We start from the raw sequence: 14,290 nt of genomic DNA, 5'->3' as shown, positions 1-14,290 counted from the left end.
GCGGCCCTTTTTGATCCCTGGGGGATGCGAATCGGTTCTTGTCGTGGTTAGGGCTAGTCCCCCGAGGCCTGGTTGCGGCCGGTGGCGTAGTCGATTTGCACGTGCGGCTGCAGGTTGTAGCAGTACACGTGGAAGCAGAGGGTCTTGCCGTGGTCCTCGATCGATTGTGCTTCCAGACGAACGCCACGACAGACGAGTTCCTCTTCGTTGTACATGGGGGTGACGCGGTAGAGCACGTGGTTGCCCGTGTCGCGGATATAGCCGAGGATCTGCTCCTCAAACGGCAACATGCCCGTTTCGTTGAGATAGCGCGTGCCGGTGAGGAGATTCTTGCGATTGGCGTTCTCGCCGCAGAGCGACCAGGCGATGAGGTGGCAGCGGTTGTAGAGGCTCTGACCTGGAATAAAGTCGTAGCGCTGCTGGTGCCAACCGGCGGGGTGGATACGTGAGATATCGCCGCGCTTGCCCTGACCGAGCGATTCGGGCCCTATGCAGGCGAGCGCTTTGCGGGTACGGCCCAGGCTGTCGAGTTTAGAGAACTTCTTAAAGCAGCCCTCTTCGGTGGCCCGTTCGTATTCATCGAGCGTGAACGACGGCGTGCCGAGCGGATGCGTGCCGTCGGCGCGGAGGGCAACGTAGGGGTTGCCGGCGTAGTCGGGAACGCTGGTGAGGTATACACCGCGCGCGCGGTTGAGATCGGGATTTTCGACTTCGTCGATGGGGGTGGCAGTGCTATCTGCGGAAGTGCCGTCGCCGGTGCCGGTTGTGGTGGATTCGGAGCCATCGTCGGTGCTTTGGCCGCCTTCGGAATCCGTGGAGTTCGCTGTTCCCGATTCGAGCCGGGCAACCAGGTCTGCCTCGTCGTCAGTGCGGCTGGGGCTCTCGTCTTGCTTCTCGGCTAGAGCCGCCGCCTGCTCATCACTTTGCGGCGAGAGCAGTCTGGGCGCCCCGTCGAGCGACCCTGTGAACAGCGCAAACCCCAGCACCACGGCGGTGCCGATGGAAAGTACTTGCTTGTAGGCGGACTTGCGCGACATTGAGGCTCCTGGATGGACGGTTGGGAATCTACCAGTCTAGCAGGAGCCGGCAGGGGCCGTTCTGCCGAACAAATACTCAAGATTTGGGACAAACGCTACCGATTCATTTGCCTCACATTTGACGTATGGCTAGATCGAGGTGGAGTCGAGCTAGTTGAGCTTGCACTCCGTTTTGGTTGAGAGCGGCTGGCAGCCAAGGGCATCCGCATGGGTTGCGGTGCCTTTTTTAGCGGGTAAACGGTCGAAAAATTCAGGTGAACGGTCAATGCGGAGCATATCAAACGAAATATCATTCGGACAACCGAATATACGGACGTTTGTGATAATCGAATTGTCGATCAAGGACGGCGGCCGGCACCCCCTGTGCGGTCGCCGCTTGATACATCCAGTGGAGACAACAGGAGGCAAACACTATGTATGTAACCTTGCGCGAAGTCCTGGCAGAGGCCAACCAGCTCAACATGGCCGTTGGTGCTTTCAACACCCATAACCTCGAGATGTGCCCGTCGATTATCCGTGTCGCGGCTCGCCTGCACACCCCCGTGATCATCCAGACCTCCGAGGGCACCGCTAGCTACGTTGGTCATCGCAACCTGGTTGCTGTGTGCAAGTCCATGGCCGAGGAGTATGGCGTGAACGTCGTTCTTCACCTCGACCACGCCAAGAACTTCGACGAGATCCGCAAGGCTCTCGAGGCCGGCTATAGCTCGGTAATGTTTGACGGCTCTGCGCTTCCCTTCAAGGAGAACATCCTTGGTACTAAGCGCATCGTCGAGATGGCTCAGGCCCACGGCGCTTCTGTCGAGGCCGAGCTTGGCACCGTCGGCGGTACCGAGGATGGCGTCGCTGTTGCCGACGCCGATGTGCGCTACACCGATCCCGAGCAGGCCGTCGAGTTCATCGAGAAGACCGGCATCGACGCCCTTGCCGTCGCTATCGGTACCAACCATGGTCAGTACAAGTCCAAGACCAACATTTCCTTCGATCAGCTCGAGAAGATCCGCGATGCCGTGAACGGCTTCCCCTTGGTCATCCATGGCGGCACCGGTGTTAAGGATGAGGACGTCCGTCACGTCATCGACCTGGGTATCCGCAAGTTCAATGTTGGCACCGATCTGCTCGTCAACTGGAACAAGACCTCCAAGCAGTGCTATGACGAGCTCAAGGAGAACGCCTCCAACCGCAACATGGTTATGCCTGCTCAGAAGGCCGTCGAAGAGGTTGTCGAGCATCGCATCAGCCTGTTCAAGAATATCGTCGCTTAGGGACGAGGCGCACCGATGCAGATTACGGAGATGCTCAAGCGCGAAAACGTTCGCCTTGCCGATTCTGTCGATTCCTGGCAGGACGCGATCAAGCTTGCGATCGCCCCGCTCAGCGAGGGTGGTTACGTCGAGGATCGCTATGCGGATGAGATCATCCGCGCCACCAACGAGATGGGTCCCTACTACGTGCTCACCGAAGACGTTGCGCTGATTCACGGCCGCCCCGAAGACGGCTGCATTAAAGGTCAGCTTGCCGTGACGGTCCTGAAGAAGCCCGTTAAGTTTTCGGAAGACAGCTTTGATGTTCGTCTCTTGGTCGCACTTGCGGCCGAGGATTCTAATTCTCATATCGAGGCCATGCAGGTGCTTGCCGGCATCTTTATGGACGAAGATAAGATCGCGCAAATCGTCGCTTCGGATGACGCCGACGAGATTTATCAGGCATTTACGGGTGCGACGGCGTAAAACAACGCCGCTTGGTGCGGGCGAGTCCATGTATTCGTCCGCAATTAACCCGAGGTGGGGCGCGTGCCCCGAAAGGAAAGGAAATGAACATGGTCAAGATTTTGTGCTGCTGCGGCAATGGTCTTGGAAGCAGCTTTGCCTGCCAGATGGCTATTGAGCAGGTTATGAAGAAGCTCGGGGTCCAGTGCAAGATGGACCACGACAGTGTTTCCAGCGCCGCGGGTGCCTCCAAGGGCTTTGACATGATTGTCGCTGCCGAAAACTTCAAGACGCAGATCGAGAGCTACAACACCGGTCTTCCCTGCGTGTTCCTCAAGCGTCTTGTCGATAAGAAGGAAATCGAGGAGAAGCTGACCCCGGTGCTCAAGGAGATGGGCGTCCTGGAGTAAGGGTCTCTTCGCCTAGATTGATAGAAATGTACATGAGAAAAAGGGGTGTACAACATGGCTGTTCTTGAGTTTATTATCAATAACATCCTGACGCAGGCCGCCGTTGTTATCGGTCTCGTCGCCTGCCTGGGCCTTGTGCTTCAGAAGAAGCCGGCCAACGACGTGCTGCTCGGCACGTTTAAGACGATGCTCGGCTTCCTTGTTCTGGCTGCCGGCTCGAGCGTCATGCAGGGCTCTCTTGCCTACTTTGGCGATATGTTCAACTCCGCCTTCGGCTTCAACGGCATGACCGCCGTCGTCGCTTCCATCGAGGGCATTAACGGTCAGGCAATGACCGACCTCGGCCTTGGTTCCGAGATCGCCATCTGCCTCGCTGGCATCTTCGTGGTGAACATCATCCTCGCTCGTTTCACCAAGTTTAAGTATGTGTTCCTGACTGGCCAGGCCCTTCTGTGGGAGTCCACGCTCTGCGTCGTGTTCGCCTTCTTCTGCGGCCTGCGCGGTATCCCCCTGATCGTCGTCAGCTCCATCGTCGGTGGCGCCTTCGCTACCCTCATGCCTGCCTTCGCTCAGCCCGTTGTCCGCAAGATCACCGAGTCCGATGACATTGCCCTGGGTCACTTCTGCACCTTTGGCTATATGTTCACCGCTCTTGTCGCAAGCATCACCAAGAAACTCGCTGGCGGCAAGGAGTCCAAGTCCACCGAGGATCTTGAGATTCCGCAGTCCCTGTCCTTCCTCCAGGATACCTACGCTGCCGTCGGCCTGGTCATGATCGTTTTCTACCTGGTCGTCGCTGCTTTCGCTGGTCCCGCTGCTGCTGCTGACTACTGCGGCGCCACCAACTTCATGGTCTACGCTTTCCTCCAGGCCATGCAGTTCGTCGTTGGTCTGTACGTCCTGCTCGCCGGCGTCCGCCTGCTGCTCGCCGAGCTCGTCCCCGCCTTCCAGGGCATCTCGATGAAGCTCGTCCCCGATGCGCGCCCCGCTCTGGACTGCCCTGTCCTGTTCACCTATGCCCCCAACGCCGTTATCTTCGGCTTTGTGTTCACCACGCTTGGCTCGCTGATCGGCATGGCTATTACCGGCTTCATGGGCACCCTCGTCATCCCCGGCGTTATGTCCAACTTCTTCGCTGGCGGCACTGCTGGTATCTTCGGTAACGCCATCGACGGTCGTCGCGGCGCCATCATCGGCTGCATCTTCCACGGCATCTTCATCATGATCCTGCCTGCGCTCCTGTCCCCGATGCTCGCTCAGATTGGCTTCGTGAACATGACCTGCACCGACGTCGACACCGTCGTCACCGGCTTCTTCTTCATGGCCATCAAGTCCATCCTCAGCGTCTTTGGTATCGCATAAGGATTCTTGTAGCGCCTGACGAAGGTCCAAGTCTTTCTTCAAGGGGGTTGTTCCTGTGCCTGGTCCCCGGCAGGGGAACAACCCCTTTCGTTTATTACTGCTAGTGGAGGTTTCCAATGGGTTTGTTTGGATTTGGCAAGAAAAAGGAGAAGGTGGCCTCCGCTGCAGCCGAGACCGCACCCGTTCTCGATCGAGATGCCGTTCTCGACGCCGTTAAGGCAAAGCGTTCCGAGCTCGAGGGCAAGGAGGGCGTCGCTGCCGCAAACGTTCTAAACGAGATTGGCAAGCTTTATGCCGATGCCAACATGGTCGACGAGGCCGTTGAGGCATACGAGCAAAGCCTGGAAGTCAATCGCACGATGGGCAAGGCGTCTGCGGCACTGGTCAAGCTGTACAACAAGAAGCGTGCGGCTGCCGCCGAAGCGAAAGACGATGAAGCTATCAAGTATTACATGGACAAGGTTACTGAGATGCTTGCCATCTCCAAAGACCAGCTTCGTGGCAAATAATCGGGTAGTAAGAAGGGTTTCCTAGCATGGAAAAGACGCTGATTTTGCTTGCCGGGCCGCCGGCTACGGGCAAAACCGATTTGGCAGATCGCATCAAGGCTCGCCATACATCCGAGAGCTTTTTAAGCGTATCGCTTGATGACGTTAAGGAAGAGTATTGGGATACGTACGGCTTTAACAATGCCGAGGAAAAGGCACGGGTTGACGCGAACGCTCTTCAGGAGTGGTTCCGTCGCCTCGATGCCGCCATGGCGGATGGGCCGCAGATTATGTGCGATTATCCGTTCTCCGCCAAGCAGCACGACAGGCTCGCCGAGCTGGCGGACAAGCACGGCTACCGTGTGCTCACGATTCGTCTTGTCGCCGATCCCGTTATGATCAGCAAGCGCTACCGTGCTCGCGATCTTAAGCCGACGCGTCATCTTGCGCACATTGTGACGCATTATCACAAGGGCGATGTGCTCGAGGATCGTAGCAAGGGCGACGACCTGGTCGATCTGGATATCCTTGTCGACCGCATCAAAAACCGTGGCTATGATACGTTTGAGCTGGGTCACACCATTGAGCTTGACGTGACCAATGTCGATGCCGTTGATTATCCGGGCTTTTTGGCCAAGGTTGATGAGTATCTGGATGATCCCTCGTCGGTTGCCGCCATTGCCGCCAAGGCGGGGGCAGAGCTTACCGATGAGGACCTCTGCTCGCGCATCGACTATACATTGCTTAAGCCGACGGCGACCTGGGATCAGATTGATGCCATCTGCGCCGAGGCATTCGAGTACGGTTGTGCCAGCGCATGTATTCCGCCTTCGTATATCGCCCGTGCTCACAAGGCCTATCCCGACCTTGCGCTCACTACGGTCATCGCTTTCCCGCTTGGCTATATGACGAGCGCCGCGAAAGCCGCCGAAGCGGCCGATGCCTACGCCAACGGTGCCTCCGAAATCGACATGGTGATCGATCAGGGTATGGTTAAGGCCCGCGACTACCAGGCGATTGAGGACGATATTCGAGCCGTGCGCGAGGCTGTGCCCAATGCGACGCTCAAGGTCATTGTCGAAACGTGCTATCTGGCGCAGGAAACCAAAAAGCCGATCTGCCATGCGGTCGAGACTGCCGGTGCAGACTTTATTAAGACGTCTACGGGCTTTGGTACGGCTGGTGCCCAGGTTGAGGATGTCTATCTGTTTGCTCAAGAGTTGGGCGGCCGTGTAAAGGTCAAGGCATCGGGCGGCATTCGCACGAAAGAAGATCTTGCACTTATGTCGGGCGCCGGTGCCGATCGTATCGGCGCGAGTGCCAGCCCGCGCAAGCTTTTCGGCGCGCGCTAGAGGCAGTCTGGGGCATTCTTTGCATAGAGAATGCCCCAAGATGGTGGTGAGTCGGTGAAGTATGCTCGGCTGGAGTGGAATATACGCGGGCAGCGTTATCGATGTGTGTCTTTTGAGATTTTGCAGTTAACATTTGTTAAAAGACAGTACCTGAAATCAAGGATTTAGAGAATTAGTCCAGATAGGGGAGGGATGATGACCGATACGTCTGAGCTCGATTTTAGCGGCAAGGAACAGCTGTATTCTCAGTTGTACGATATCTTGTTCCAGGAAATTACGAGCGGTGCCTACAAGATTGGCGACTACATTCCCTCCGAAAGCGATCTTATGAAGCGCTATGACGTTTCGCGTGCAACGGCGCGCAAAGCGATGGAACTGCTTTCTAATAATGGCTTGATTGAGAAGAAGCGCGGCCGCGGATCCGAGGTTATTGCCAACGTGCCACTTAGCTCGCCTAAGCGTGTCTCGAGCTATATCAAGAAGAATGTGGACGAGTTTGCAGTGCCGCAAAAACGCTTGATTGAGTCTGGCGTTGTAACCATGCCTCAGCACGTTGCCCACGAGCTGGGCTTGGCTGAGGGCGCAAAGGCCTTCTGCCTTCGCCGTGTGCGCGTGTCGGGCGATCGTCCGTTCTATCTGGAGACGATTTATTACGAAGACGGCTATGTCCCGCATATTGCGGAGCGCGACTTTTCCAAGGAATCGCTTCGCGCTTATCTCAATAACTCGTGCGATATTCGCTGGAGCCGTGTGAGCCAAAAGATTGGAGCTTGCGTTGCTACCAACGAGCAGGCCGAGCTATTGGGCATCAGCGTTGGTGCTCCGCTGCTCAACATTACGAGGGTTTCTCATGACCAGCAGAATGTGCCCCGTGAGTATGTGGAGTCGTTCTACCGCGCCGACCTCTACCGCCTCGAGATCGAACTCGGTTAAGGGGCTCTCCGTTCCACTCTGATGCGGCGGCGCTTTTGACAAACAATTCAGTCCGTACATTTCTATATCATCATGTATGTAAGGAGTACATTATGGCAATCAAGGTATTTGCCGACGGTGCCAATCTCGAGGGCATGCTCGACATGGCCGAGAACGGTAACGTTCAGGGCTTTACGACTAACCCATCGCTTATGAAAGCGGGTGGCGTGACCGATTATCGCGAGTTCGCCAAGACCGTGCTCGAGCACATCACCGATGTCTCGGTTTCGTTTGAGGTCTTTGCGGACGATGAAGCGGGCATGGAGGCCGAGGCTCGCGAGATTGCGACTTGGGCTGACAATGTGTATGTCAAGATTCCGGCACTCAACACCAAGGGTGAGTCGACCGCGGCGCTCGTTAAGCGCCTTTCTGCCGACGGCATCAAGGTAAATGTTACGACGATTTTTACTCCCGAGCAGGTCGATGAGTTTGTGGACGCTGTCTCCGCTGAGACGCCGTCTATCATCTCTATCTTCGCCGGCCGTATTGCCGATACCGGCGTTGATCCGCTGCCGTTGATGGCTGAGTCTGTCAAAAAGGCCGCGGCAAAGCCGCAGTGTGAGGTACTCTGGGCGTCTACCCGTGAGCTGCTGAATATCTATCAGGCCGAGTCCGTGGGGTGCCAGATCATTACCGTTCCCAACGGCATTCTGGCCAAGCGCAAGAACGTCGGTAAGGACCTCATGGAGTACTCGCTCGACACCGTTAAGGGTTTCGCGCGTGATATCGAAACGCTTGGATTCCACATCCTGCCGTAACCGGACAAGTTGAGTCGTCCATATCGGTTGATGGCAGAAGGAGTAAGGGTCGCCGTTGCCTGTACGGCGGCGACTCGTAATGCCCCAAGTTGGCAAAGGCTCCTGGCTTTTGTTGACTTGGGGCTTTGTGTTTTAGGGTGAAATTACCGCCTGGCACGCCATCTTAAAAATGAAGAACGTAGGCGTTGCCGTCTGTACCTTGGGTATCGCCTACGCGTATATGGCCCAGAAGGCGATTCAAAATGAACGCGCCGCCTGTGGCATTGAGCACAAGGTTGAGACCAGGGTGGCCTGGGTATCGAGAAGGAGCTGACGCGGGAAGACGTTGGCTCCGCCGACATCGCGACCGTGCCTATGGCCGCGCTCAAGAAGTGGCTGCACCACCCGCTGACCGATCAAGGTCTCGCCTCCTTCGAGGATGGCTGGAAAAGGTCGTCGCGCGGGCTTAAACGAGTGAATTGCCCCGGCATCGCATTATCCAGTGCCGGGGTTGTTCTCAAGAGAGGAATTCGTATGACCAACCAGGAGCTGGCGAAGGTCGCCAATGAGGTCAGGAAGGGTGTCGTGACTGCGGTTCACGCCGCCAAATCGGGGCATCCGGGCGGATCGCTTGGCGCCGCCGACATTATGACCTACCTCTACTTTGAGGAAATGGATGTTGACCCGGCGAATCCGAGCCGCGCTGAGCGCGATCGCTTTGTGCTCTCCAAGGGACATTGCGCTCCGGCACTCTACGCCGTGCTCGCCGAACGCGGGTTCTTTCCTAAGGAGGAGCTCGAGACGCTCCGTCATATCGGCAGTCGCCTGCAGGGCCATCCCAATATGAATGACACGCCGGGCGTCGACATGTCTACCGGATCGCTCGGTCAGGGTATCTCCGCCGCGGTTGGAATGGCACTTGCCGCAAAGCACTGGGGTGACAATTACCGCGTCTACACGCTGTTGGGCGACGGCGAGTGCGAGGAAGGCCAGGTGTGGGAGGCGGCTATGTTCGCCGGCAACCACGACCTGGATAACCTCGTCGCTATCGTCGATCACAATGGCCTGCAAATTGACGGCAGTATCGACGAAGTTAACTCGGCTATGCCACTTGCCGACAAGTTCCGCGCCTTTAAGTGGCATGTGATCGAGCTCGCCGACGGTAACGACATGGCGCAGATTGCCGCCGCCTTTGCCGAGGCCCGCAAAGTGAGCGCCTCGCCTGTGGCCATTATCGCCGAGACGGTGAAAGGCAAGGGCGTTTCCTTTATGGAAAATCAGGTGGGCTGGCACGGCAAGGCACCCAACGATGAACAGTTTGAGCAGGCCATGGTCGAGCTCGCAGCAGCAGGGGAGGAGCTCTAATGGCAGACGTCAAGAAAGTCGCCACGCGCGTTAGCTATGGCGAGGCACTTGTCGAGCTGGGCAATGAGCGCGATGACTTTGTGGTTCTCGATGCCGACCTGGCCGCCGCCACGCAGACCGGTAAGTTTAAGGCTGCGCACCCTGAGCGCTTCTACGATGCCGGCATTGCCGAAAGCAACTTGATGGGACTTGCCGCCGGCATTGCGACCACGGGCCACGTTGCCTTTGCGAGCACCTTTGCCATGTTCGCCGCCGGTCGCGCGTACGAGCAAGTTCGTAATTCCATCGGCTATCCGCACCTCAACGTCAAAATCGGCGCTACGCATGCGGGCATCTCGGTCGGTGAAGACGGCGCTACGCATCAGTGCTGCGAGGACATCGCGCTCATGCGCACGATCCCGGGTATGACGGTGATCGTTCCCGCCGATGACATCGAGGCTCGTGCTTGCGTGCGCGCCGCCTATGAGTTTGAGGGTCCGGTCTACATGCGTTTCGGCCGCCTGGCAACACCGGTCATCAACGACCGCGAGGACTATGAGTTCAAGATTGGCCGCGGCGTGGTCGTGCGCGAGGGGTCCGATGTGACTATCGTCGCCTGCGGCCTCATGGTCGCCGAGGCGCTTGAGGCCGCCGAGGCCCTCGCTGCCGATGGTGTTGACGCCGAGGTCATCAACATGCACACGATTAAGCCTCTTGATGAGCGCCTGGTGGTTGCCAGCGCCAAGAAGACTGGTCGCGTGGTCACCGCCGAGGAGCATTCGATTATCGGTGGTCTTGGCGAGGCCGTGGCCTCGGTGCTCGCGGAGCAGCATCCGGTGCCGATGCGTCGCGTCGGCGTGCGCGATGTGTACGGCGAGTCCGGCCCTGCGGTCGATTTGCTGCACAAGTACGGTTTGGACGCCAACGGTATCGAGGCTGCGGTCAGGTCCGTGTTGTAAGGAAGGTTCCCACGGGGTTTGTATCTGCCAACCAAGTGACGATCGGGCATACCGCCGCCTCGCGCGAGGACGCCCTGCATTATTTGTCCGAGCAGGCCATCGAGCTCGGCTTTGCCGATGACGCATCTGCCGTAGAGGCTGCCTTCATTGCTCGCGAGAACGAGGCCGAGACTGGCCTTGTCGCCGGTTTTGCCGTTCCGCATGCCAAAAGCGACGCGATCCACACGCCGGGCGTTGCCGTGCTCAAACTGGCCGAGCCCGTTGAATGGCCGAGCTTTGATGGGGTGCCCGTCGATGTTGCGCTCGCGCTGTACGTGCCTGCCGGCGAGGCTGGAACCACGCACCTGCGTCTGCTCTCTAAGGCTGCCGTGATGCTGATGGACGCCGGCTTCCGTGACAAGGTGCGCGCGAGCACCGATCCCGTTGAGATTGCGGAGCTCATCAATAGCGGACTCGAAGACTAGAACGGTCATCCCGTTCAATCAATCGATCCTTCTCCAAGGAAAAGGGCCACGACGCCATAGAGGTGTCGCGGCCCTGTTTGCGTTTCCCCAGATAGAACCTGCCAAAACAAACCTGTCCCTTTTTGGCGGGTAAATCTGCGTAACCTAAAGATTCATGTTGCCGTGGATATAGGGGGTGACTTCGGGGGAGATGTGGTTGCAGCCCAGCTCGCGCAGCGCGGACTCGATGGCGGCGGGCAGCGGGGTCTTGCCCTCGGCGTCGACGGCGGTGCCGCTGAGGGCGGCAATCTTGGTGACATCTGCGGGGGCGGCCTCGATATGCATGCAGCCGTCGACCAAGCGCGCGCGAACCTGCGCCAGGTCAAGATCGTGCAGGTAGTCCTCGCAGGCACGGATTAAATCGACCTTCTCGCGCGTAAGCTCCTCGCCCGTGGGGACGCGCGTGGCAAGACAGGCTCCCGCCGGCAGGTTCCAAACGGGATAGCCCCATGCGCGCAGCAGTTCGCGCTCTTCGTCCTTGGTAAAGCCGACCTCCATGAGGGGGGAGCGTACCCCGAGCTCTTTTGCCGCGCGCATGCCAGGGCGGTAGTCACCACGATCGCTTGCATTGCTGCCGTCGATGACGGTGGGAAAGCCGAGCGACTTGGCGTGGTTGACGATGGCGGTAAAGCCGGCGCGCTTGCAGTGGTAGCAGCGGTCGGCGTCGTTGCAGGCTACCTGGGGGAGCTGCAGCTGATCGACCGAGAGGTTGAGCACGGGGAGCTTGAAATGCGGCCCCTCATCGGCCTGCCCGTCAACCGCCTGCTCAAACGAAGCCTGCTCGGGCGTGCCGATGAGCGGCGTGGTGAGGTGAACGAGAAGCGTGCTGGCGGGCATGATGCGGGCGCAGACCGCGGCCAGAAAGCTGCTGTCGACGCCGCCGGAAAAGCCGATGGCGACGCGTCCGTATGCCAAAAGCAGCTGCTCGAGCGCTGTGAGTTTGTCCTGAAGCCCCTCTGCAGGTGCGGTGGTGTCTGAAAGCATGAATCGATCCTTGCCGTTGAGTACTCGGTCGAAAACTATAATCCTACCGAGCCGCTTGTCATAAGACTTCTATCTATGTAACGAAAGTGCAATATGCTATATACGTTATATACAAGTTTGTAAAGTGCGATAGAGTGGCAGTAATGCAATCCGGTGAGGGGACCGATATGATCAAGGCTGTTATTTTTGACATGGACGGAACGCTGGTCGATACCGAGCGTTTGGGTATCAAGGCGTGGAAGGCGGGCGCGGCCGAGCTGGGATTCGCGATTGACGATGCGCTGATCCATCAGTTTATCGGTCGCACGCTGCCCGATGTCATGGACATCCTTGATGGGCATTACGGCGGCCGCGAAACCGCTGAGGCAATCTATCGTCGTCACAAGGAGATTCGCGACGAGATGGTCAAGACCGAACTGGAGCTTAAGGCCGGCGCCGCCGAGTGCATAGACGAGCTGCTGGCTGCGGGCTATCACGTGGGCCTGGCGACGTCGTCGCGCCTCGTTACGGCCGAGCGCAACCTTAAGATGGTCGGTCTTTTTGACAAGTTCGAAACGGTGACCTGCGGCGAGGACGTCGTGCACGGCAAGCCCGACCCCGAGATGTATCTGCTTGCCTGCGAGCGCGCGGGCTTTGCTCCCGAGGAGTGCGCCGTGGTCGAGGATTCTCGCAACGGCTGCGTCTCGGGCATTACGGCCGGCTGCCATGTCTTTGCCGTCCCCGATATCGTGCCGCTGCCGCAGGACGTGGTGGATGGCTGCGAGGCCGTGCTCGATACGTTGTTCGACCTGGCGGCGGCAGTCAAGGCCGTGCGCTAGCGTTTGCACGCGAGTCGCCATGTCCCGCGCCCGTTCTCGCAGGACGGTGGCGGCAACGGCGCCTGCGTGGAGGCGCTGACGCAGTCAGCCCCTCTTATCAAGCCAAGATTGCTGTTTTGGCCGATAAGAGGGGCATTGTGCTTTAAGCGACTGGGGCTGCGGCCTTGGTAAGGAGCTGGCGGAGGGTTATGACGTTACAAGTTACTCCAGGAGCCAGTCGATCACGTTGCGCTTGCGGACTCCTTCGTAGTTCGCGTCCGCAAACAGCGTGTCGAGCGTAAGAAGCGTCTTGGGGTAGTTGTCTCGGACTTTCTTAAAGGGGGCCAACTCTCGATTGAGGGTAGTTTCGTCGAGCGTTGTGGCTGAAACCTGAAAATAGGCTGTCTCGTCTGACTTTAGGGCAACAAAATCGATTTCCCCGCCGTCGATATCGCCCACGTAGACGTCGTATCCACGGCGTAGGAGCTCGAGATAAACAACATTTTCGAGGATATGACCGATATCGCTGCTTTGGGTTTTGACGAGAGCGCCTCTAAGTCCAAGGTCAACGGCGTAGTATTTGCCGTTTGTTGAAAGAAGCTGCCGACCGCGCACGTTATAGCGCGGAGCAAAGTACAGCACAAGGCTGTCTGTTAAGCCTTTGAGGTATTTGGCTACGGTTTTCTGGTCGGTTTTGTTGCCGTTGGACGAGAGCGTGTCGGAGATTTTTTTAATCGAGATCCGGTTTCCAATGCTATGGAGTAGGAACTTGGTGATATCGCGCAGGGTCGGGACGTCCGAGACCTTCAGGCGTTCGATAACGTCGCGTATGACGATGGTATCGTAGAGGCTCATAAGATAATCGCGCGCCTGGGGTCCCTGAATACCCGTCTCGGCGATAAAGGGAAAAGAGCCCCGGGTGATGTACTCGTCAAACAACTGCGCGGGAGCCTTTCCGTCATTGGTTTTTGCCGAGCAAAACTCTTTAAAGGATAGGGGCAGCATCTTGAGCTCTACGTAGCGGCCGGAGAGCAAAGTTGCCAGCTCGCTCGAGAGCAGATAAGCGTTGGAACCGGTTATGTAGAGGTCGACATTGTCCTTGATAAAAAGACTGTCGACGGCTTTTTCGAAATGCTCGACGTGCTGTATCTCGTCCAGAAAAACGTAGTTCATCTTATCGGGGACGAGTCTGGCGGAAATGTAGTCGTAGAGTGCTCTATATGACGTAAGCGACTCGAACTCCAGGTCTTCAAAGTTGAGGGATATAACCTGGTCGCCTGTGATTCCATGATCGCGCAGGTAGCTACGGTAGATTTCGAATAGCTTTGATTTGCCGGACCTTCGCACGCCCGAAACGACCTTGATGACGTGCGAGTCTTTCCACGAAATGAGCCAGTCGAGGTACTGTTTGCGATCAATCAGATTCATGAAACCCCTTTCTTGGCGAGAAAAAACTGGAGCAAAATCAATACTTATAGGAAATATCTAAAAATATGGAATTGAGTCTATTTTAACAAAAAAGTTAATGAAAAATGGATTACATTCCATGAATATCCGTAGCCGCAGGTCCGGCTAAACGGGGAGGGAACATGGGGCCAGCAAAAACGCCGCAGCGGGACTGTTTCCGTTGCGGCGT

The 14,290-nt window shown here is 57.5% G+C and carries 14 protein-coding genes and 1 pseudogene; 12 read left to right on the top strand and 3 right to left on the bottom strand.

Translation table 11 applies throughout. The features are described 5' to 3' along the window. Positions 1-53 precede the first annotated feature (53 nt). Complete coding sequence (locus ACRX4W_RS08720) at positions 54-1,037, bottom strand: DNA/RNA non-specific endonuclease (protein WP_432300093.1); 984 nt, start codon at positions 1,035-1,037, stop codon at positions 54-56. Positions 1,038-1,450: 413 nt separating this feature from the next. Here ACRX4W_RS08720 and ACRX4W_RS08715 point away from each other — a divergent pair, with 413 nt between their 5' ends. The 11 genes and pseudogenes from ACRX4W_RS08715 to ACRX4W_RS08665 all read left to right on the top strand — a co-directional run. After that, the gene (locus ACRX4W_RS08715) at positions 1,451-2,302 is read left to right on the top strand and encodes a class II fructose-bisphosphate aldolase (RefSeq protein ID WP_118094350.1); all 852 of its coding nucleotides are present in this window, start codon (positions 1,451-1,453) and stop codon (positions 2,300-2,302) included. A 15-nt stretch (positions 2,303-2,317) separates the two neighbouring features. Continuing rightward, on the top strand, positions 2,318-2,767 hold the full coding sequence (locus ACRX4W_RS08710; protein ID WP_117734848.1) for a PTS sugar transporter subunit IIA: 450 nt from the start codon (positions 2,318-2,320) through the stop codon (positions 2,765-2,767). 89 nt (positions 2,768-2,856) lie between these two features. Further along, positions 2,857-3,156: a PTS sugar transporter subunit IIB gene (locus tag ACRX4W_RS08705; RefSeq protein WP_117734930.1), complete on the top strand. Its 300-nt coding sequence runs from the start codon at positions 2,857-2,859 to the stop codon at positions 3,154-3,156. A 54-nt stretch (positions 3,157-3,210) separates the two neighbouring features. Then, positions 3,211-4,518 carry a PTS ascorbate transporter subunit IIC gene (gene ulaA / locus ACRX4W_RS08700; protein ID WP_117734849.1) on the top strand — a complete coding sequence of 436 codons (1,308 nt, stop codon included), beginning with the start codon at positions 3,211-3,213 and terminating at the stop codon, positions 4,516-4,518. A 116-nt stretch (positions 4,519-4,634) separates the two neighbouring features. Then, positions 4,635-5,027, top strand: coding sequence for a hypothetical protein (locus ACRX4W_RS08695; RefSeq protein ID WP_329739112.1), 393 nt, complete (start codon positions 4,635-4,637; stop codon positions 5,025-5,027). A gap of 26 nt (positions 5,028-5,053) precedes the next feature. Next, a complete protein-coding gene (deoC, locus tag ACRX4W_RS08690; protein WP_432300089.1) occupies positions 5,054-6,358 on the top strand; it encodes a deoxyribose-phosphate aldolase in 1,305 nt (434 codons plus the stop codon). A 195-nt stretch (positions 6,359-6,553) separates the two neighbouring features. Then, complete coding sequence (locus ACRX4W_RS08685; RefSeq protein ID WP_432300087.1) at positions 6,554-7,291, top strand: GntR family transcriptional regulator; 738 nt, start codon at positions 6,554-6,556, stop codon at positions 7,289-7,291. Between the two features lie 92 nt (positions 7,292-7,383). Then, the gene (locus tag ACRX4W_RS08680; protein WP_117734851.1) at positions 7,384-8,088 is read left to right on the top strand and encodes a transaldolase; all 705 of its coding nucleotides are present in this window, start codon (positions 7,384-7,386) and stop codon (positions 8,086-8,088) included. Positions 8,089-8,601: 513 nt separating this feature from the next. Then, on the top strand, positions 8,602-9,432 hold the full coding sequence (locus tag ACRX4W_RS08675) for a transketolase (protein WP_432300085.1): 831 nt from the start codon (positions 8,602-8,604) through the stop codon (positions 9,430-9,432). Further along, positions 9,432-10,370, top strand: a complete 939-nt coding sequence (locus tag ACRX4W_RS08670) for a transketolase family protein (protein WP_432300083.1) — start codon at positions 9,432-9,434, stop codon at positions 10,368-10,370. Before ACRX4W_RS08675 ends, ACRX4W_RS08670 begins: the two co-directional genes overlap by 1 nt. Positions 10,371-10,399: 29 nt before the next feature. After that, a pseudogene (locus ACRX4W_RS08665) lies at positions 10,400-10,834 on the top strand (PTS sugar transporter subunit IIA); the annotation flags it as partial. A 144-nt stretch (positions 10,835-10,978) separates the two neighbouring features. On the opposite strand, the gene larE reads toward ACRX4W_RS08665, so the two are convergent. Then, positions 10,979-11,857, bottom strand: a complete 879-nt coding sequence (gene larE, locus ACRX4W_RS08660; protein WP_432300081.1) for an ATP-dependent sacrificial sulfur transferase LarE — start codon at positions 11,855-11,857, stop codon at positions 10,979-10,981. Between the two features lie 167 nt (positions 11,858-12,024). Here larE and ACRX4W_RS08655 point away from each other — a divergent pair, with 167 nt between their 5' ends. Then, a complete protein-coding gene (locus tag ACRX4W_RS08655) occupies positions 12,025-12,675 on the top strand; it encodes an HAD family hydrolase (protein WP_432300079.1) in 651 nt (216 codons plus the stop codon). A gap of 201 nt (positions 12,676-12,876) precedes the next feature. Here the strand turns inward: ACRX4W_RS08655 and ACRX4W_RS08650 are convergent, their stop codons facing one another. Continuing rightward, complete coding sequence (locus ACRX4W_RS08650; protein ID WP_117759248.1) at positions 12,877-14,082, bottom strand: ATP-binding protein; 1,206 nt, start codon at positions 14,080-14,082, stop codon at positions 12,877-12,879. Positions 14,083-14,290: the final 208 nt, after the last annotated feature.

The sequence above is a fragment of the Collinsella aerofaciens genome (genome assembly GCF_964283865.1).
Taxonomy (GTDB): Bacteria; Actinomycetota; Coriobacteriia; order Coriobacteriales; family Coriobacteriaceae; genus Collinsella.
Note: the sequence above shows the minus strand (reverse complement) of the source record. Positions and strands in the feature narration are given on the sequence as shown.

Bases quoted from the DNA above. Each gene is read 5' to 3' on its own strand.
- ACRX4W_RS08705 (WP_117734930.1), top strand. From the start codon at position 2,857: ATGGTCAAGATTTTGTGCTGCTGCGGCAATGGTCTTGGAAGCAGCTTT.
- ACRX4W_RS08710 (WP_117734848.1), top strand. From the start codon at position 2,318: ATGCAGATTACGGAGATGCTCAAGCGCGAAAACGTTCGCCTTGCCGAT.
- ACRX4W_RS08675 (WP_432300085.1), top strand. From the start codon at position 8,602: ATGACCAACCAGGAGCTGGCGAAGGTCGCCAATGAGGTCAGGAAGGGT.
- ACRX4W_RS08695 (WP_329739112.1), top strand. From the start codon at position 4,635: ATGGGTTTGTTTGGATTTGGCAAGAAAAAGGAGAAGGTGGCCTCCGCT.
- ACRX4W_RS08670 (WP_432300083.1), top strand. From the start codon at position 9,432: ATGGCAGACGTCAAGAAAGTCGCCACGCGCGTTAGCTATGGCGAGGCA.
- larE (WP_432300081.1), bottom strand. From the start codon at position 11,857: ATGCTTTCAGACACCACCGCACCTGCAGAGGGGCTTCAGGACAAACTC.
- deoC (WP_432300089.1), top strand. From the start codon at position 5,054: ATGGAAAAGACGCTGATTTTGCTTGCCGGGCCGCCGGCTACGGGCAAA.
- ACRX4W_RS08655 (WP_432300079.1), top strand. From the start codon at position 12,025: ATGATCAAGGCTGTTATTTTTGACATGGACGGAACGCTGGTCGATACC.
- ACRX4W_RS08720 (WP_432300093.1), bottom strand. From the start codon at position 1,037: ATGTCGCGCAAGTCCGCCTACAAGCAAGTACTTTCCATCGGCACCGCC.
- ACRX4W_RS08685 (WP_432300087.1), top strand. From the start codon at position 6,554: ATGACCGATACGTCTGAGCTCGATTTTAGCGGCAAGGAACAGCTGTAT.
- ulaA (WP_117734849.1), top strand. From the start codon at position 3,211: ATGGCTGTTCTTGAGTTTATTATCAATAACATCCTGACGCAGGCCGCC.
- ACRX4W_RS08680 (WP_117734851.1), top strand. From the start codon at position 7,384: ATGGCAATCAAGGTATTTGCCGACGGTGCCAATCTCGAGGGCATGCTC.
- ACRX4W_RS08650 (WP_117759248.1), bottom strand. From the start codon at position 14,082: ATGAATCTGATTGATCGCAAACAGTACCTCGACTGGCTCATTTCGTGG.
- ACRX4W_RS08715 (WP_118094350.1), top strand. From the start codon at position 1,451: ATGTATGTAACCTTGCGCGAAGTCCTGGCAGAGGCCAACCAGCTCAAC.